This is a genomic window from Chitinophaga oryzae, assembly GCF_012516375.2.
Lineage (GTDB): Bacteria > Bacteroidota > Bacteroidia > Chitinophagales > Chitinophagaceae > Chitinophaga > Chitinophaga oryzae.
Genome location: NZ_CP051204.2, coordinates 1,023,080 through 1,040,678 on the forward strand (window position 1 = coordinate 1,023,080; position 17,599 = coordinate 1,040,678).

Annotated in this window: 14 protein-coding genes; 6 read left to right on the forward strand and 8 right to left on the reverse strand. The window is 51.4% G+C overall.

The window, feature by feature from the left end:
- Positions 1–137: 137 nt before the first annotated feature.
- The 6 genes from HF324_RS04345 to pheT all read right to left on the reverse strand — a co-directional run bounded on the left by HF324_RS04345 (position 138) and on the right by pheT (position 6,573).
- Entirely contained in the window at positions 138–926 is a 789-nt protein-coding gene (locus HF324_RS04345) for an SDR family oxidoreductase (RefSeq protein WP_168809882.1), read from the reverse strand.
- 9 nt (positions 927–935) lie between these two features.
- Positions 936–1,550: a 3-keto-disaccharide hydrolase gene (locus HF324_RS04350; RefSeq protein ID WP_168809884.1), complete on the reverse strand. Its 615-nt coding sequence runs from the start codon at positions 1,548–1,550 to the stop codon at positions 936–938.
- A 131-nt stretch (positions 1,551–1,681) separates the two neighbouring features.
- On the reverse strand, positions 1,682–3,247 hold the full coding sequence (gene rny / locus HF324_RS04355) for a ribonuclease Y (RefSeq protein WP_168809886.1): 1,566 nt from the start codon (positions 3,245–3,247) through the stop codon (positions 1,682–1,684).
- A 172-nt stretch (positions 3,248–3,419) separates the two neighbouring features.
- Positions 3,420–3,713, reverse strand: coding sequence for a cell division protein ZapA (locus HF324_RS04360; RefSeq protein ID WP_078669018.1), 294 nt, complete (start codon positions 3,711–3,713; stop codon positions 3,420–3,422).
- Between the two features lie 19 nt (positions 3,714–3,732).
- Complete coding sequence (locus HF324_RS04365) at positions 3,733–4,038, reverse strand: hypothetical protein (RefSeq protein WP_078669017.1); 306 nt, start codon at positions 4,036–4,038, stop codon at positions 3,733–3,735.
- A gap of 105 nt (positions 4,039–4,143) precedes the next feature.
- The gene (gene pheT, locus HF324_RS04370; RefSeq protein ID WP_168861980.1) at positions 4,144–6,573 is read right to left on the reverse strand and encodes a phenylalanine--tRNA ligase subunit beta; all 2,430 of its coding nucleotides are present in this window, start codon (positions 6,571–6,573) and stop codon (positions 4,144–4,146) included.
- Positions 6,574–7,093: 520 nt separating this feature from the next.
- Between pheT and dnaB the strand changes: the two genes are divergently transcribed.
- The 3 genes from dnaB (at position 7,094) to HF324_RS04385 (ending at position 11,029) form a co-directional block, all read left to right on the forward strand.
- Positions 7,094–8,656, forward strand: a complete 1,563-nt coding sequence (gene dnaB, locus HF324_RS04375) for a replicative DNA helicase (RefSeq protein WP_078669014.1) — start codon at positions 7,094–7,096, stop codon at positions 8,654–8,656.
- Between the two features lie 147 nt (positions 8,657–8,803).
- Positions 8,804–10,156 carry an MATE family efflux transporter gene (locus tag HF324_RS04380; RefSeq protein ID WP_168861981.1) on the forward strand — a complete coding sequence of 451 codons (1,353 nt, stop codon included), beginning with the start codon at positions 8,804–8,806 and terminating at the stop codon, positions 10,154–10,156.
- 150 nt (positions 10,157–10,306) lie between these two features.
- Positions 10,307–11,029 carry an RsmE family RNA methyltransferase gene (locus HF324_RS04385; protein WP_168861982.1) on the forward strand — a complete coding sequence of 241 codons (723 nt, stop codon included), beginning with the start codon at positions 10,307–10,309 and terminating at the stop codon, positions 11,027–11,029.
- A 77-nt stretch (positions 11,030–11,106) separates the two neighbouring features.
- Here the strand turns inward: HF324_RS04385 and HF324_RS04390 are convergent, their stop codons facing one another.
- Positions 11,107–11,892 carry a TerC family protein gene (locus tag HF324_RS04390; RefSeq protein WP_168861983.1) on the reverse strand — a complete coding sequence of 262 codons (786 nt, stop codon included), beginning with the start codon at positions 11,890–11,892 and terminating at the stop codon, positions 11,107–11,109.
- A gap of 24 nt (positions 11,893–11,916) precedes the next feature.
- The gene (locus tag HF324_RS04395) at positions 11,917–12,942 is read right to left on the reverse strand and encodes a quinone-dependent dihydroorotate dehydrogenase (protein WP_168809896.1); all 1,026 of its coding nucleotides are present in this window, start codon (positions 12,940–12,942) and stop codon (positions 11,917–11,919) included.
- A 261-nt stretch (positions 12,943–13,203) separates the two neighbouring features.
- Here HF324_RS04395 and HF324_RS04400 point away from each other — a divergent pair, with 261 nt between their 5' ends.
- The 3 genes from HF324_RS04400 (at position 13,204) to HF324_RS04410 (ending at position 17,598) form a co-directional block, all read left to right on the forward strand.
- Positions 13,204–13,722, forward strand: a complete 519-nt coding sequence (locus HF324_RS04400; protein WP_168809898.1) for an RNA polymerase sigma-70 factor — start codon at positions 13,204–13,206, stop codon at positions 13,720–13,722.
- 99 nt (positions 13,723–13,821) lie between these two features.
- Entirely contained in the window at positions 13,822–14,817 is a 996-nt protein-coding gene (locus HF324_RS04405; RefSeq protein WP_168861984.1) for a FecR domain-containing protein, read from the forward strand.
- 228 nt (positions 14,818–15,045) lie between these two features.
- Positions 15,046–17,598 carry a TonB-dependent receptor gene (locus HF324_RS04410; RefSeq protein WP_168809902.1) on the forward strand — a complete coding sequence of 851 codons (2,553 nt, stop codon included), beginning with the start codon at positions 15,046–15,048 and terminating at the stop codon, positions 17,596–17,598.
- Position 17,599 lies beyond the last annotated feature (1 nt).

A 17,599-nucleotide genomic window follows, 5' to 3' on the forward strand; every position in this document is an offset into this window, starting at 1 on the left:
TTTAAAGTCGGATTTTTCAAAAAAGTGATTTTTTTGACGTTTTTAAACATTTTTGATGATTGGATCAGTTCGTTAGTTGTTTGTGCTGTCAATCAGGCATTTGCAGATAATCAACATTCTCTATTGAGAGGGTGGTATCAATTCCCTTTGCGGGCAATAACATAAAACAGCGGAGGGAAGAAACGTTTGAACCATAACAGGACCCGTTCTTCCCGGGCTATCAGGACTTGTTTTTTTCGTTTACGCATACCAGTGATAATACGGCGGGCGCATTTTTCCACCGGGATGCCGTGTGCCTGGCCGGGGTCCATTTTGCCGAAGGGAGTGCCATCGGCTGTGATGGCGGCGTAGGTGATAGGCGTGTGAATACGGCCGGGGCTAACGATCGTGGTGTGTAGCTGAGGGATGGGCTGCTCCGTTTGCAGCGTTTCGAAGTAACCTTGCAGGGCATGTTTGGCGGCATTATAGCCGGAGCGCCAGGGGTAGCCCATCAGGCCGGCCATACTGCTGACAACGACGATCTGGCCGTGTTGCTGTTGCCGGAAGTAAGGCAGCAGGGCTTTGGTAAGCATCACGGGGCCGAAAAAGTTGACCTCCATCAGTTGCCGGATGGCAGACACCTGTGTATCTATGAGTTTGGAGCGTTGGGTAACGCCGGCATTGTTGATCAGCACGTCGATCCGGCCATGCAGTTGCCAGGCTTTTTGTGCGCCGGCATCTACCTGTTCGGGGTGAGTGATGTCCATGGTGAGGATATCGCAGAAGGGGGTGTATTGCAGGCATTCGCGCTGTACGGTCTCCAATGTGTCTGTATGCCTGGCGGCGAGAATCAGCCGGGCTTTTTCCTGCGCCAACAAAAGCGCCAGCTGCCGGCCTATACCGGAGCTGGCGCCTGTAATAAAGATCACCTGGTCTTGGTAGGACATAAGGTTGTATTATCCCTTCAGGGGAACCAGTTTAATATTTTTCCATTTTACCTTGATACCGCCGCCGGAGTGGATTTGCAGGGCAATCTGTCCGTCGATGGCGCCGATTTTTTCGTCTTTCAGGGTAATCATTTCATGGCCATTGAGCCAGGTCGTCACCTGATCGCCATCTACCCGGATCTTCATGGTGTTCCACTCGCCCATTTTCAGGTATTTTTCTTTTTCCGCTTCGGGTTTGATGAGCCATCCGCGGCCATAAGATTCGTAGATACCGCCGGTATGCATGTTAGGAGGCGCTACTTCTGCCTGCCAGCCGGCGATTTTGGTGCCTTCGAGGGAGGAGTGAAAGAATACGCCGCTGTTACCGTCGGCTTCCTGTTTGAACTGGAGGGTGAGTTCGAAATTTTGATATTTATTATCCGTGGCGAGGTAGCCGTATTCTTTATCCGGACCGCTTTCGCAGATTAATTCGCCTTTCTCCACATACCATTTTTCAGTACCGTGTATTTTCCAGCCGTCCAGGTTTTTACCATTGAACAGGGACTGGGCTTTCTGTGCAAACGTGCTGCTGGTGCCCAGTACAAGGGCGGCACCCAATACAAATTTTAAAAAAGACCGCTTCATATAGATTATTGGATTTTTGAGATGAGTATTATAAACGTGGTTTCGTTGTTCACCGGATAAAAAAGTCCCCCGGTGTTGGCCGGAGGACTCCAATATAATATCAAAATTCCAGATATCTAAATCAGAAATGATTAACGGGCGATGTTCACCGCACGTTTTTCGCGGATAACCGTCACCTTGATCTGACCGGGGTATTGCATTTCGGTCTGGATCTTATTGGCGATTTCGAAGGACAGGCGGTCGGCGTCGTTGTCGGATACTTTATCGCTTTCCACAATGATGCGCAGTTCCCTGCCGGCCTGGATAGCGTAGGCTTTTTCCACACCGTCGTGAGCGAGGGCGAGATTTTCCAGGTCTTTGATACGTTGCAGGTAGCTCTGCATGATTTCGCGGCGGGCGCCGGGACGGGCGCCGCTGATGGCGTCGCAGGCCTGAACGATCGGAGAAATCACGTATTGCATTTCCATTTCATCGTGGTGGGCGCCGATAGCGTTTACCACTGCGGCATGTTCGCCATATTTTTCAGCCAGTTTGGCGCCGAGGAGGGCGTGGCTCAGTTCTGTTTCTTCGTCCGGTACTTTACCAATATCGTGCAACAGGCCCGCGCGTTTGGCCAGTTTAGGGTTGAGGCCCAGTTCGGCAGCCATCACAGCGCAGAGGTTGGCTGTTTCTTTGGAGTGCATCAGCAGGTTCTGGCCGTAGGAAGAGCGGAAACGCATTTTACCTACCAGGCGTACCAGCTCTTTATGCAGGCCATGGATACCCAGTTCGATCACGGTCCTTTCACCGATGTCCATTACCTGTTCTTCCAGTTGTTTCTTGGTTTTTTCTACCACTTCCTCGATACGGGCAGGGTGGATACGGCCGTCCTGTACCAGGCGCTGGAGAGACAGGCGGGCGATTTCGCGGCGCAGCGGGTCGAAAGAAGAGAGTACGATCGCTTCAGGGGTGTCGTCCACGATAAGGTCAACGCCGGTAGCGGCCTCGATGGCGCGGATATTACGTCCCTCACGGCCAATGATCTGGCCTTTGATTTCGTCGCTTTCCAGGGTAAATACAGTGATCGTGTTTTCGATCGTCTGCTCTGCAGCAGTACGCTGGATGGACTGTATGATGATTTTCTTGGCTTCTTTGTTGGCTTTCAGCTTGGCGTCTTCGATGATTTCCTGGATATGGGAAAGCGCCTGGCTGCGGGCTTCTTCTTTCAGGCTCTCCACCAGCTGATGTTTGGCTTCTTCGGCTGTAAGGCCGGCTACCTTTTCCAGGCGGCGGATATGCTCTTCCTGGTGTTTTTCCAGCTCGGTACGCTTTATCGTTACCAGTTCCATCTGGCGGTTCAGCGTTTCCTTGATGGCTTCATTTTCGTTGATGTGCTTCTGGAGCTGTTCATTTTTCTGATTCAGGGACAGCTCTTTCTGTTTGATGCGGTTTTCAGACTCCGCTATTTTCTGGTTGCGCTGGGTAACTTCTTTCTCATGCTCGCTCTTCAAATGCAGGAATTTCTCTTTTGCTTCGAGTAACCTGTCTTTTTTCAGATTTTCAGCGCTTACCTGTGCATCTGCGACGATTTTTTTAGCCTGTTGTTCGGCTTCGTCAATTTTTTGCTGTGTGTTCTTGGCAAATATCACCTTACCTAGCACTATTCCTATGATCAATGCCACTACTGCAGCTATTGTCGTATAAAGTGTAACATCCATATGAATTATTTATACTTGATTTATGTAGTATCCTCATACCCAAGTCACTGCTAAAACGCGACAGGGGCGAGAACTGACCCGCGAAAATACAAAAAAATAGCAGTAAAGCGTGTTTAATACGTGATAATTAGCGAATTAGCTAAGTCATTGTTTAGCAACGGGTAAAGTGAATTTAACCCAATGCCTGGTTGATGATTTCTTCCAGCTTTTCCAGTTTCTCCTGCAGAAAGGGAGCAGTAACGGCCTGTGCCTTGCCGCCGCTGGTGCCCGGGTGGGTCGCGTACATAATGAGGGCCATAGCAATGTAGTCCTGCTGGTCTTTACCAGCGTAGGCAGTCTTAAAATCAACGATCTTCTCATTCACTTCCTTCATGATACGACGTACTTCTTCCTCCTCTTCCGGGCGTATTTTTATCCGGTAAGAGCGGTCAGATACGACAATATTGATGGGAATGAGTTGTTCCATATGTTGAAATTATTTTATATCAGCCGTTTAATAATGCGATACAACGGTCAATTTCTTTGATATACTCATTGATTTTGTTCCGGATCTCTTTTTTAAAAGCTGCGTCTTCTGTTGCTGTGGCGCCTCCATGGGCGGTAGCTGCAATCCTCGACAGATGCAGTTTGTCTTCCATTGCCTGTATGGCCAGCTGTTGCTGTTGCAGTGTCTGTTGTTGTTGGTTGATTTCGTCTTTTAGCAATGTATTCTCCGACTGCACCTGGTGAAGCCGTTTCACCAGCAGTTGCAGCTTTTCTTCTACCCGTTGAATATATTGCTCCAATACCATTTTAAACAATTAATATATTTTCGATTTTTTGATTTACGGATTTCGGGATTAAAAGATGTTGATCAATCGCTCAAATCTGTAAATCAAAAAATCGAAAATCGAAAATTATCTCCGTATTTCCGCTTGCAGCTGCGTTTCAAAAGTCTTTACCAGCTTGTCCATCACCCCGTCGATTTCTTTGTCGGTCAGGGTTTTCTGGGTGTCCAGGAAGGTAAAGCTTACTGCATATGATTTTTTATTGGCTCCCAGCTTCTCGCTTTCAAATACGTCGAAGAGGTTGATGTCCTGCAGCAGCTGTGATTTTACAGCGCGGGCAGCGGCCTCAACGGCTGCAAACCGCACCTGTTTGTCCAGCACCAGCGCCAGGTCTCTCCTAACGGCGGGGAAGCGGGGGATTTCTTTGTAAAAGTTATCACTTTTTTGTAACAGTCCGAGTATTTTATCCCAATTAAAAGTGGCATACCATACCGGCTGCCTGATATCGAACTGTTTCAGTTTCTGTGTGGTAACGCCTCCCAGGGTGGCCACCACCTGGTTTTTTACTTTGATTTCCCAGGCTGGCTGCAGGCTGGCGTCTGTGGCTTCCACCCATTGAAACTGCTGGTAACCCAGCTGTTTCAGGACGTTCAGTACAAACCCTTTCAGGTCGTAGAAGTCAACCGGACTGGTTTTTTGCATCCAGGTTTCCGTTGTTCTTTTACCGGTCAGGTATAAAACGAGGTGGTTGTTCTCTGCATAACCTTTTTCGAGTACCTGGTAAGTCTTACCGAATTCGAAGAAGAACAGGTCTTCATTCTTACGGTTGAGGTTGTAGGAAATGCTCTCCAGGCCTGTTTCCAGCATAGAAGGGCGCATGATGTCCAGCTCTACGGTAAGGCTGTTCATCATTTTTACGGCGTGCTCCAGCACCTCCGGCGTATAGTATTTGCTGTTGGTGATGGAGTTGGTGAAAATTTCGTTGAAGCCATTGCCGGCCAGGTAGTTGGCCACTTTTTCCCGGATACCTTCCTCATCAGGATGGGCAGACAGGGAGGGGGAAATGGTGACATGGGACGGGATTTCGATATTGTCCAGTCCGTCTATCCGCATGATTTCTTCCACCAGGTCAGCCGGCAGGCTGATGTCCGGTTTGCTGAAGGGAACGGCTACCCGCAGGCTTTCGGCGGTTGCTGCGATAATGTCAAAGCCCAGGCTGCGCAGGATATTTTTGATTTTTTCCGGCGCATAGTTGCTGCCGCTGAGTCTGTGGATATAAGCATAGGTGGTTTCCACCTGTGTTTTCACTTTCGGTGCCGGATATACATCGATGATGTCGGACGCGGCTTTGCCGCCGGCCAGTTCACAGATGAGGGCCGCAGCGCGTTGCAGGGCAAAGACCGCGTTAGAGATGTCCACGCCTTTTTCGAAGCGGGTGGCGGCGTCGGTGCGGAGGCCATGCCGGAAAGAGGTGGTACGGATGCCGCCCGGAGCAAAAACAGCGCTTTCCAGGAACACGTTCTGTGTACTGTCGCTCACACCGGAGTGCAGTCCGCCGAAAACACCGGCAATACACATCGCTTCTCCGGCGCCATTGCAGATGATCAGGTCTGTAGCGTCCAGTTTTCTTTCTTTTTCATCGAGCGTCACAAAAGGAGTATTCTGCGGCAGGTTTTTCACGACCACCGCGTTGCCCTTGATGGCGGCTGCGTCGAAAGCGTGCAGCGGTTGACCGGTTTCGTGCAGTACGAAGTTGGTGATATCCACAATGTTGTTGATCGGGCGTACGCCGATGGTCTGCAGGTAGTTCTTCAGCCATTCCGGAGAAGGGGCTACCGTAACACCGGTGATGCTGATGCCGGCATAACGGGGGCAGGCATCGGTATTTTCGAGGGTAACGCTGATCGGAAGCTGCGCCGCTGCGGCAGGCAGGGCTTTGATTTCCGGCAGCTGTACCTGGTATTTGTGGGTATGTTCCAGGTTATTGAGGAAAGCGCATACGTCTTTCGCTACGCCGATATGGCTCATGGCGTCCATGCGGTTGGGCGTGAGGCCTATTTCGTAGGTCCAGTCCTGTGCCGGTTTAAACACATCGGCGGCCGGTGTGCCGGGCTGCAGGGAGGCGTCCAGCACCATGATACCGGCGTGGCTGTTGCCCAGGCCGATTTCGTCTTCTGCACAGATCATACCCTGGCTTTCTTCGCCGCGGATCTTCGCTTTTTTCATGGTCAGGGGCTCGCCGCCCAGGGGATAGATGGTGGTGCCGATGGGCGCTACCACCACTTTCTGTCCTGCCGCAACGTTGGGCGCACCACATACAATGTGCAGCGGTTCGCCGTTGCCGGTGTTGACAGTGGTCAGTTTCAGTTTGTCAGCATTGGGGTGCTTCTCGGCTGTCAGCACTTCACCAATTACCAAGCCGGCAAGGCTGCCCTTTACCGCCTCGAACTTTTCAAGGCTCTCAACTTCCAGGCCTATTCTTGTCAGGATGGTGGACAGTTCCTCCGGTGTAGGTTTGACCGGTAAATACTCACAAAGCCAGTTGTATGAAATCGTCATTTGTCTGCTTGGTTTATAAAGAAGCGTAAAGTTAAAGAATTACAAATTACGAATTGCGAATTACCCCTTTACAGCCGCATTGCCGGGAAAAAATATCCCGGAGGAGGGATGAACAGCGGTTTCCCGGCCTCCGTTTTCCCGTATATCCCTGCCAGGCCCCTGTTACGACAGCCTGCCGGTGGCCCCGCCGGCTGATGTGAAAATCTTTTTCACACAATGTGTGTGAATAATCAGACCTTTGCATGTGGTTTTTCCGGTTTTTGGTGGATAACCTGTGATGCATAGTGGATAACCTACTTATTGACGGTGGATAAACTGTGCACGGGGCTTAATAAATTTAGTCGTCAAATAAAAAAGGTTAATTAAAAAAATGCCTTTACCTTAGTTTGTACGGCTCGAGAAAAATTTACAATTTCTTAAAGCGGCAAATGCTGCCGGATACAGGAATAATGCAAATAAATACCGGAAAGGCCCATTGACTGTAACCTTTTATTAACTTTTTTTAATACTCTGACCATAAATGGATCTCAATCTTAAGAAGGACCGCAATGTTCGCAGAAAACCGGCCATTGAAGTGTCGTCCTTGGTGTACGGCAAGGTACCACCACAGGCTAAAGAATTGGAAGAAGCTGTTTTGGGAGCCATCATGCTGGAAAAGGGTGCTTTTGATATTGTTGTAGAGATATTGAAAGGAGAGTGTTTTTATGTGGAAGCACACCAGCTGATTTTTTCCGCCATGACCCGTCTGGCGTCGAAATCGATGCCGGTAGACATTCTCACCGTGACAGAAGAGCTCAAGTCCATGGGCTCGCTGGAGGCGGTTGGCGGACCTTTTACCGTGATGAAACTCACCAATGCGGTGGTGTCGTCGGCCAATATCGAGGCGCACGCCCGTATCATCCTGCAGAAATTCATTCAGCGGGAACTGATCCGCATTTCCGGAGAGATCCTTACCGAATCCTACGAAGATACGGCCGACGTGTTCGACCTGCTCGACAGCGCCGAATCCAAACTCTTCGAGATCACCAACAACCACCTTCGTAAAAACTACGACTCCATCGACCGCGTACTGGTAAACACCATGAAACGCATCGAGGACCTGCGTAATAAAGGCGATGATATTACCGGGGTGCCCTCCGGCTTCCCGTCACTCGACAAAGTGACCTACGGCTGGCAGTCTACTGACCTTATCATCATCGCGGCCCGTCCTTCGGTAGGTAAAACGGCTTTCGCCCTTAACCTCGCCCGTAACGCGGCCCTTCACCCCCGCTTCCCGAAAGGAGCGGCCGTGTTTTCGCTGGAGATGTCTTCCGGCCAGATCGTACAACGTATCCTGTCCGCGGAATCGGAAATCAAACTGGAAAAAATCTCCCGTGGTAAACTGGAAGAATACGAAATGAAGAAGCTGATGACCCACGGTATCGAACGCCTGGCGAAAGCGCCCATCTTCATCGACGATACCCCGGCCCTCAACATCTTCGAGCTGAGAGCCAAATGCCGGCGATTGGTACACAACCACGGCGTGGGGGTGATCATCATCGACTACCTCCAGCTGATGAGCGGCAGCGGCGATGGCAGAGGCTCCAACCGCGAACAGGAGATCAGTAAGATCTCCCGTGACCTGAAAGGCCTCGCAAAAGAGCTGCAGGTACCGGTGATCGCCTTGTCACAGTTGAGCCGTGATGTGGAAAAACGTAAAGACGGTAATAAAATGCCCCAGCTGAGTGACCTCCGTGAATCCGGTGCGATCGAACAGGATGCTGACATGGTAATGTTCCTGTACCGCCCCGAATACTACGAGATCAACGCCAACGAAATGGGCGAATCCAACAAAGGGGAAACACACGTCCGTATTGCGAAACACCGTAACGGTCAGCTGGATACCATCAAATTAAGGGCGGTCCTGGAATTCCAGCGCTTTGAAGATGATGGCAGCCTGGAAAACCCCGGAGGGGGAGGAAGTCCGTTCGCCGGCATCTCCCGCCCGCAAGGCGGCAACGATGAGGCGAAGCTGTACATACAGAAAGGCTCCAAAATGAATGACATGAACTTTGACGAAGGTTTTGAAGATGCACCATTTTAGCACCTGTAACGATATTTGCTTAAAGGCCGGCATCACCTGATCGCCGGCCTTTTTGTTGGTACCGGACAAATTTATCACTACCGGAAAAAAATACCCGGTTATCAGTCTATAAACAAGAAGTCAGTAAATAATTAATCAGACGAATCAATGAAACAGCTTTATTTAAAATACCGGCCCTATTACAAGGACAATTTCCATTTAGCCTATCCTGTTGTTATCTCCCAGCTGGGCCACACGCTGGTAGCCCTGTCTGACAGTATCATTATCGGTCACACCGGAAAAGTGCCCCTGGCGGCGGTATCCCTGGGCAATAGCCTGTTCAGTATCTTTATGGTGACCGGCATCGGCATGTCTTACGGCCTCACCCCGCTTATTGCGCAGGAAAACGGCCGCGGTAATAAAAAAGCCATCGGCCACCTGTTGAGCCACAGCCTGATCATCAATATGGCCGTAGGTTTCCTGTTGTCTGCGGTCATCTACTTCGGCAGCAGTCACCTCGTATTGCTCAAACAGGAGGCGGACGTAGCGGAGCAGGCCCGCCCTTTCCTCCGTTATCTCGGCTTCTCTTTTATCCCGCTGATGCTGTTCCTGTCATTCAAACAGTTCGCGGAAGGGCTGGGCTTCACCCGGCAGGCGATGAACATCAGCATTATCGGTAACGTCATCAATATTATTATCGGTATCACCCTGGTGTATGGTCTCTTCGGTATGCCCCGCATGGGCGTGGCCGGCGTGGGTATCGCCACTTTCACCGACCGCCTGATCATGGGCATTACCATGGCTTTTTATGTCCTGAAATCCCCACGTTTCAAGCCTTACCTGCAATCATTCGGCTTCCGGCACCTGGAGTGGGCCTCTGTCAAAAAGATCCTGGGCATCGGTACGCCGGTGGCGCTGCAGTATATTTTTGAGATCAGCGCCTTTAGTGGCGCGGCCGTGATCGTGGGCTGGATGGGCGCCGCTGAACTGGCAGCACACCAGATCGCGCTCAGCCTGGCGGCCATGACCTACATGATGGCCAGCGGTATCTCCGCTGCCGCCGGTATCAGGAGCGGTAACAACTTCGGTAAAAAAGACTACCAGTCCCTGCGCCATTCCGCCATTGCCAGTTACCATATGGTGCTGGTGCTGATGGGTACTACCGCGCTGATATTTATGCTGTTTAAAAACCTGTTGCCCGCCATGTATATCAACGATCCGCAGGTGATACATATCGCTGCGGGACTGCTGGTGATCGCCGCCTTCTTCCAGTTGTTTGACGGTACACAGGTAGTGGGACTGGGCATCCTTCGCGGCCTTGGCGATGTGCGGGTGCCTACGTTTATCACGCTGCTGGCTTACTGGGGCATTGGCATCCCGCTGGGTTATGTGCTGGGTATCCGGTTGAATTATGGTGTGGAAGGCGTATGGTGGGCGCTGCTACTGGGGCTGCTGACCGCTTCCGTGCTGTTGTTTTTCAGGTTCCATATCAAGAGCCGGAAGCTTGTCGCGGGTAAGTAGATTCTGTGATTTTGGGATTTTTTGATTTACGCATTTCAGGATTAATACCAGGAATGCTCATATTATCATCTCCCTTTATTTAGTGCCCGAAATCCCAAAATCTGTAAATCAAAAAATCCCCAAATCTCAAATGGTTTTATCTTTGCGCCCATGGACAAGCCTATCTTTTATGCGCCGGATATAGCTGCAGACGCTGCGGCCTACACTATGAACGAGGATACATCCAGGTATTGTATTCAGGTGCTCCGGCATGAAAACGGTGACGAGGTGTTGCTGGCCGATGGCCGCGGGCACCGGTTTCACGCGGTGATCACGGATGATAACCGCAAACGCTGCGGTGTGCGGATTACCGCCTGCGATACGTTGCCGGCGCCATCGCCGGCGCTTCGTATAGCCATATCATTTACCAAAAACACGTCCCGGATAGAGTGGTTCCTGGAAAAGGCCGCTGAAATAGGGATCACTACGATTATTCCGTTGGTGAGCCAGCGCACGGAAAAGGAAAAGATCAAAGCCGAGAGGCTGCAGAATATACTGGTATCGGCCATGTTGCAATCGCAGCAGTTTCATCTGCCGCAGCTGCTGGAACCGCAGCCGTTTGAGAGGGTGGTGGGCACCAATACCGATCCGCAGCGGCTGATCGCACATTGTCAGCCCGGACAGAAGCGGGAGCTGATACATCACTTTCAGCCCGGAAAAGATGCTATTATTTTAATCGGGCCGGAGGGGGATTTTACGCCGGAAGAAATACAGCTGGCGCTGGACAAGGGATTTGAGCCGGTGTCGCTGGGAAAGAACAGGCTGAGGACGGAAACGGCGGGAATGGTGTCTGTAACGGTCATGAATATGTTAAATACCGATGCTTCTGAATAGCGGAGGGATATTATAAAAAAAGACAGCCCGGAACACCATGTTCCGGGCTGTCTTTTTTTATCGTTTACCCGTAAGTGTTAATCCTGTTTTTCTGTGGCTTTCAGGGTAGGTTCCTTGAGTTCTACCGGGTGAGCAGTGCCTTTCCGCATGCGCATATTGAGCATTTCCACGCCGAAAGAGAAGGCCATGGCGAAGTAGACATAGTTCTTCAGGTGCAGTTCGTGTGCTTTCTCTGCATTCCAGCCTTCCACGATCAGGATGGCGCCAACCATCACCAGGAAGGAAAGGGCCAGCATTTTGAGCGTGGGGTGTTTGTGGATGAAGTCACTGATGCGGGGAGCAAACAGGAACATAACGATCATGGCGATAATCACGGCGATGATCATCACGGGCACCTGTTTGGCCAGGCCAACGGCGGTGATGATACTGTCGAACGAGAACACGGTATCGATCAGGATGATCTGTCCGACCACATTGAGCATGGAAGCGACGGGTTTGTTGCCGTTTTGGGTTTGGCCGCCGGGTTCCTCACCTTCCAGTTTGTGGTGGATTTCCAGGGTTGTTTTGATGAGCAGGAAGAGGCCACCGCCGAGCATGATCAGGTCGCGGAGGCTGAAGCCGTGGCTGCCGATGTGGAACAGCGGGTCAACGGCCTTCACGATGTAACCGATGCAAAGGAGGAGGATGATGCGTACAGCGATGCCGGTAAACATCCAGATGCGGCGTGCCGCAGGTCTTTTTTCCGGGGGCAGGCGGTTCATGACAATAGAAACGAAGATCACATTGTCGATACCCAGTACCACTTCCATGAGTATCAGCGTCAGAAGGCTGATGATAGATTCAGCTGTCAGGAATTGTTCCATATAGGTTGTAGTTGAAATGCTGCTTTATCTGCCCAGGCCGGCACAAATTTTTCTCGCAATGGTCGGTCCTTCGTAGATGAAGCCGGTATATACCTGTACCAGCGAAGCACCTGCGTCCAGTTTTTCCTGAGCATCGGCTGCGGTGAAGATGCCACCTGCGGCGATGATGGGAATGCTGCCCTGGCTGTGCTGATGAATGTACTTAATAACGGCGGTGGATTTCTCCCTTACCGGGCGGCCGCTAAGGCCACCGGCGCCGATCTCCGCGATGGTAGCCGCCGGAGTGGCCAGTCCTTCACGGCTGATGGTGGTGTTGGTAGCCACAATGCCTGCCAGTTTCGTCTCCTGTACGATCTCGATAATATCGTCCAGTTGTTCGTTCGTCAGATCGGGTGCTATCTTTAAGAGGATGGGTTTTTGTTTCAGTTTCTGCGCATTGAGCAGCTGCAGATGATGCAGCAGCTGTTTCAGCGGTTCTTTCTCCTGTAAGGCTCTCAGGTTCGGGGTGTTGGGAGAGCTTACATTCACCACGAAATAGTCGGCCACGTCATAGAGCGCATGGAAACATTTTTCGTAGTCGCTTACCGCTTCTTCGTTGGGCGTATTTTTATTTTTGCCGATGTTGCCTCCCACGATGATGCCGGATTTTCTCCGGCGCAGCCTTTTGGCTGCGGCCGCGGCGCCTTCATTGTTGAAGCCCATACGGTTGATCAGTGCCTGATCTGCCGGCAGGCGGAAGAGGCGGGGCTGATCGTTGCCGGGTTGTGCCAGCGGTGTTACGGTGCCGATTTCCACGAAACCGAATCCCAGGCAGGCCAGTTCATCAATATATTTGGCGTCTTTGTCAAACCCCGCGGCCAGTCCTACCGGGTTGGAGAAACGGAGGCCAAACAGTTCCCTCTCCAGCCCTTTGGTTTTAACGTCGCAAAAGGCCCGCAGTATATTTTTACCGAAAGGGAGCGCATAAATTGTTTTCATCCCACGCATCACAGTGTGGTGGATCTTTTCCGGCTGAACGCGGAATAACAGTTTTTTAATCAGTTGATACATTGCGGGGTCAAAGATAACTATGATTTAGATGATTTCTACTGATTAGCCTGATTCAGCGGATATAGATATTTTTGCACAGGTATTTGTGTCTGCTGTGTTGCATGGATCTTTATATAGTTATTTGCCTGGAGTTGTACCCCATGGCGGTGTCCCCAAAAATCTTTTTTGAAAAAATATAACAAAAAATTGGCATAATTCATATTGGCTCATCCGGCGAATCGGTAGAAATCATCTAAATCATAGTTATATTTGTGCCTCATCATGTTGGAACTCCAGTCATTCGAATCATTGTTCCGGGAAAATCATGCGCAATGCGTCGCCTTTGCCACTCACTATATGGGAGACTCCCATGCGGCAGAGGAGGTCGTACAGCAAGTGTTTTTGAGGCTCTGGGAAAAGCGGGATAGTATTACTATCACCGGGCCGGTGAAAGCGTATCTGTTTTCAGCCATCCGGAACACCGCTATCAGCCAGTGGCGCAAGGAGACGGTGAGGGTGGACAGGGAAACCCATTACAGTACCATACGGGAAACAGCCACAGAGGCCACCGACCAGGCCCGCGAACTGGAGAGGCTGTACCAGCAGGCGCTGGACAGGTTACCGGAGAGATGCCGGGAAGTATTTGTCCTGAGCCGCCAGCAACAGATGAAATATGCCGAAATTGCAGCGACCCTTGACATTTCAGTAAAGACAGTCGAGAACCACATGGGCAAGGCCCTTCGTATCCTGCACCAGGAGCTGAAGGAGTACCTGCCGTTGTTAACTGGTTTTTTATTTTAAAAAATTGGAGGGGCGCATAGGGGAGGCACATTTCTCCATGCGTCTACTTATATGGACAGCCGCCTAAGGCGGACCTGATAAAAAAACGTACAACTGCGCATGACATCAAGCTATTCTGATGAGGCACTGTATACCTTGCTTTGCAAGTATCTGCTGAATGAAGCGGATATGGAGGAGCGTGCCTGGGTGGAAGCCTGGTTGCAGGATGATACCGGCAATGCCAGGTTACTGGCATCGTTGGGTAAGGTACTGCAAACGGCCGCTGATCAGGCGGTAACGGTGCCGGTGGAAACCGACCGCTCCTGGCAGCAGTTGTATGCCAAAATGAACGTAACGCCGCCAACGGCGTTTACCATACCGGAACCGGAGCAGGCCATACCTATCCGTAAAAAAGGTTATATTTATACCCTGCTGAAAGTGGCAGCCGTATTAGTGATAGCGCTGGGCGCGGGATGGTGGTTCCTGACAGGAAAGCAGCCTTCAGCTGTTTTTGCAGGGCCGGCTACCGCTCAACTGCCGGACGGCAGCAGCGTGCAGCTGCTGTCAGATTCCAGGCTGGAACTGGCCAAAGGCTATAACAACAGCAACCGGACCGTTAGCCTGCAGGGCGCGGGCACCTTCGATGTGGCCGGAAACGCAGGCCAGCCGTTTGTAGTGCTGCTGGGCCATACGGAAATAAAAGTGCTGGGCACCCGCTTTACCGTACACTATGTACCCGGCCGGCAGGCCGTTTCGGTGCATGTGGCCAGCGGTAAAGTAATGGTGATCAATCATGACAAGGCAGACAGCGTAGTGCTTACACAAGGCATGCTGCTGCGGCATGATAGTCTCCGCCCCGCTTTCCGTATTGCGACGCATGTAGCTGATATAGAGAAAAAATCACTTGCTTTTCACGATACCCCATTGGAGGAAGTACTGCAAACCATCACGGAAGTGTATGACGTAAAAGTGGAACTGGAAAATACCGCGCTGCTAAAACTGACTGTCAGCACCACCTTTAATGATGAAAGTATAGAAGAAGTAATGAACGCATTGGCGATGACCCTCAATGCATCATGGGAGAAAACAGGTGAAAGACAATATAAATTAAAGTAGGCACTACCTATGGCATTTAGCGAACTTGCCGGGAGATTTTCTGTAGCGGATCTCCCTGTGGGCTCGCTATTCATCATTTGTTGCAGGTGATGTCTTCCTTATATCCCGATAACAAAGTCATTCATTAAAATTATGTCGTTAGCCGGCAAACTGCTGACGGGGATCTTATGTTTATTGTTATGTTCCCCGTTAAAAGTTTCAGGGTGGGATTGGCAAACAAGGATCACAGTGGTAGTAAAGGACCAGCCTTTGAAGGCGGTGTGTGAAATACTGGAGAAAGAATATGGCATCCACTTTTCATATAGCAGGGAACTTGTAGACTTGTCCCGGAAAGTTACCGTCACAGCATATCAACAGCGGCTTAAAAGCCTGCTGGAGCAGCTGTTTGCGCCTGATGATATCCGCTTTACCCGCGTGGGAGATCAGCTGGTACTGCAGCAGGTGAAACGCACCACCCGCACTATCAGTGGTTACGTACAGGATGCGGTCAGCGGCGAAAAGCTTCCCGGCGCCACTATCTATGCCCCCACACTCAAACAGGGCACCACCACCAATCAATATGGTTTTTTCAGCCTCACGACGGTAAAGGACACCAACAGCCTGATTGTATCTTATGTCGGCTATGAGCCGGCACTGTTGCCGGTGGAAGGACAGGCCAACAGGATACTGCTGGTGCCGCTGGAACCCCTGGCCAGCCTGCAGGAAGTGGTGGTGAGCGCCACCGATAAAACAAAACTGCAGGACCAGACCCAAATGAGCCGGGTACACCTGCCGCTGGCGGCGGTACAGTCGATGCCCAAACTACTGGGAGAAGCGGACGTAATGCGTACCCTGCAATCCATGCCCGGCGTAGGCGGTGGCATGGACGGTGCCGGCGGACTGCATGTTAGAGGCGGCAGCCCCGATCAGAACCTCATTCTCATGGACGGCACACCCGTGTTCAACTTCTCCCATTTCTTCGGGGTATATTCCCTGCTCAACGCGGAAGTGGTAAAATCAGCAGACCTCTACAAAGGCGCTTTCCCGGCGCGCTTTGGCGGACGCCTCTCGTCCGTCGTGGATATTTCACTGAAAGACGGCGACATGCGGCACTACCATGGCGACGTGGCCATCGGCATGATCTCTGCCAAGTTCAACGTGGAAGGGCCGATCATAAAAGATAAAACCTCCTTCATCGTTTCGGCCCGCCGGTCTTATCCCGATCTGCTGTACAACGCCACGCTCCGGACAGACGGCGACTTTGGGCGGGCCGGCTCCCTCTATGCTTACTTCTACGATGTGAATGCGAAAATCAATCATATTTTTTCTGCGAAAGACCGCATCTACCTGAGCATCTATAAGGGTGAAGATAACCTGATGGTAAGATCGGTACCGGATACCGCGCTTCCGGATGCCGCAGGGCGTGTTACAGAGAGCAGCCGTTTCCAGCTGGGATGGGGTAACACCATTGGCGGTCTGCGATGGAACCATATTTATAATACCCGCCTTTTCTCCAATGTGAGCGTCAACTACTCCCAGTACGCTTTCCGGACGGAATATAATTTCAAATCCAAAATGCCCGCCACCGGACAGGCTTCTGACCTGTACGGGAAATATTTCTCGCGGATGAAAAACCTGGGACTGAAAGCCGATTTTGATTTCCGCCCCTCGCCCGACCACTCGTTCCGTTTTGGTGCGGCGGTTACCGCACATTATTTTAAACCCGGGTTGATGGATATGTCCGACAAAGGGGCTACGCCTGTCACCCCGCTGGATACCGGTAAGTACGGGCTGGACATACGCGGCACCGAGATGTTATTATACGTGGAAGACGACTGGCGGCTGACGGAAAACCTGTATGCCAACCTGGGGGTGCATACTTCCGGCTTCCTGGTGGAAGGCCGTTTTTATTATTCCCTGCAGCCACGGATAGGATTACGGTATATGTTGCCGCGCAACTGGGCGGTGAAAGCCTCCTATACGCATATGAACCAGTATATCCACCTGTTGTCCAGCGCGGGGACTTCGTTGCCGACAGACGTTTGGGTGCCTTCCACCCAGCGGGTGGCGCCCATGTACTCCCGGCAGGTGGCGGCGGGTATCGCCAAAACCAGTATGAACAACGCTTTTGAATTCACGCTCGAAGGATATTATAAGACCATGTACAACATGATCGAATATTCGAATAATAACACGGCGATCACCGAGAACCTGGAACGTTGGGATGAAAACGTGGTGATCGGTAAAGGCTGGAGTTACGGCGGCGAGGCGATGATCAAAAAACAAAAAGGCTCCACCACCGGCTGGGTGGGTTATACGCTGGCCTGGAGTACGCGGCAGTTCCCCGATATCAACAGAGGACACATTTTCCCTTATAAATACGATCACCGCCACGATGTGGAAATTGTATTAACGCAACGGATCGGCAGGCGGTGGGAAGCTTCTGCTTCCTGGCACTATACCACCGGCGCGCCGCTGACGCTGCCGGTATCCAGTTACCAGGGCGCAGGCACCCCGTCGCCCTGGGACCCGGGCAACGGTGGGGACGTGTCGCTGGACCGGTATGACGGGCGTTACAACTACCGCGCTGCAGACGTGCACCGCCTGGACGTGGGGATCACTTACTCCAAACAGAAAAAGCGGTGGCGTAAGAGCTGGAACCTGAGCGTGTATAATGTGTACAACCAGAAGAATCCTTTTCTCTATTATATGAAACGGGACCCGGAGGAGAAGCAGCGTTACCTGTCGAAGGTAACGGTGATGCCTATCCTGCCCAGCATTACCTATTCGATCAAATTCTAAA

Excerpts from the sequence above, each read along its gene's own strand:
- rny (WP_168809886.1), bottom strand. The coding sequence starts at position 3,247 with ATGGATGTTACACTTTATACGACAATAGCTGCAGTAGTGGCATTGATC.
- HF324_RS04365 (WP_078669017.1), bottom strand. The coding sequence starts at position 4,038 with ATGGTATTGGAGCAATATATTCAACGGGTAGAAGAAAAGCTGCAACTG.
- HF324_RS04405 (WP_168861984.1), top strand. The coding sequence starts at position 13,822 with ATGACATCAAGCTATTCTGATGAGGCACTGTATACCTTGCTTTGCAAG.
- HF324_RS04390 (WP_168861983.1), bottom strand. The coding sequence starts at position 11,892 with ATGGAACAATTCCTGACAGCTGAATCTATCATCAGCCTTCTGACGCTG.
- HF324_RS04360 (WP_078669018.1), bottom strand. The coding sequence starts at position 3,713 with ATGGAACAACTCATTCCCATCAATATTGTCGTATCTGACCGCTCTTAC.
- HF324_RS04400 (WP_168809898.1), top strand. The coding sequence starts at position 13,204 with ATGTTGGAACTCCAGTCATTCGAATCATTGTTCCGGGAAAATCATGCG.
- HF324_RS04345 (WP_168809882.1), bottom strand. The coding sequence starts at position 926 with ATGTCCTACCAAGACCAGGTGATCTTTATTACAGGCGCCAGCTCCGGT.
- HF324_RS04385 (WP_168861982.1), top strand. The coding sequence starts at position 10,307 with ATGGACAAGCCTATCTTTTATGCGCCGGATATAGCTGCAGACGCTGCG.
- dnaB (WP_078669014.1), top strand. The coding sequence starts at position 7,094 with ATGGATCTCAATCTTAAGAAGGACCGCAATGTTCGCAGAAAACCGGCC.
- HF324_RS04395 (WP_168809896.1), bottom strand. The coding sequence starts at position 12,942 with ATGTATCAACTGATTAAAAAACTGTTATTCCGCGTTCAGCCGGAAAAG.
- HF324_RS04350 (WP_168809884.1), bottom strand. The coding sequence starts at position 1,550 with ATGAAGCGGTCTTTTTTAAAATTTGTATTGGGTGCCGCCCTTGTACTG.
- pheT (WP_168861980.1), bottom strand. The coding sequence starts at position 6,573 with ATGACGATTTCATACAACTGGCTTTGTGAGTATTTACCGGTCAAACCT.
- HF324_RS04380 (WP_168861981.1), top strand. The coding sequence starts at position 8,804 with ATGAAACAGCTTTATTTAAAATACCGGCCCTATTACAAGGACAATTTC.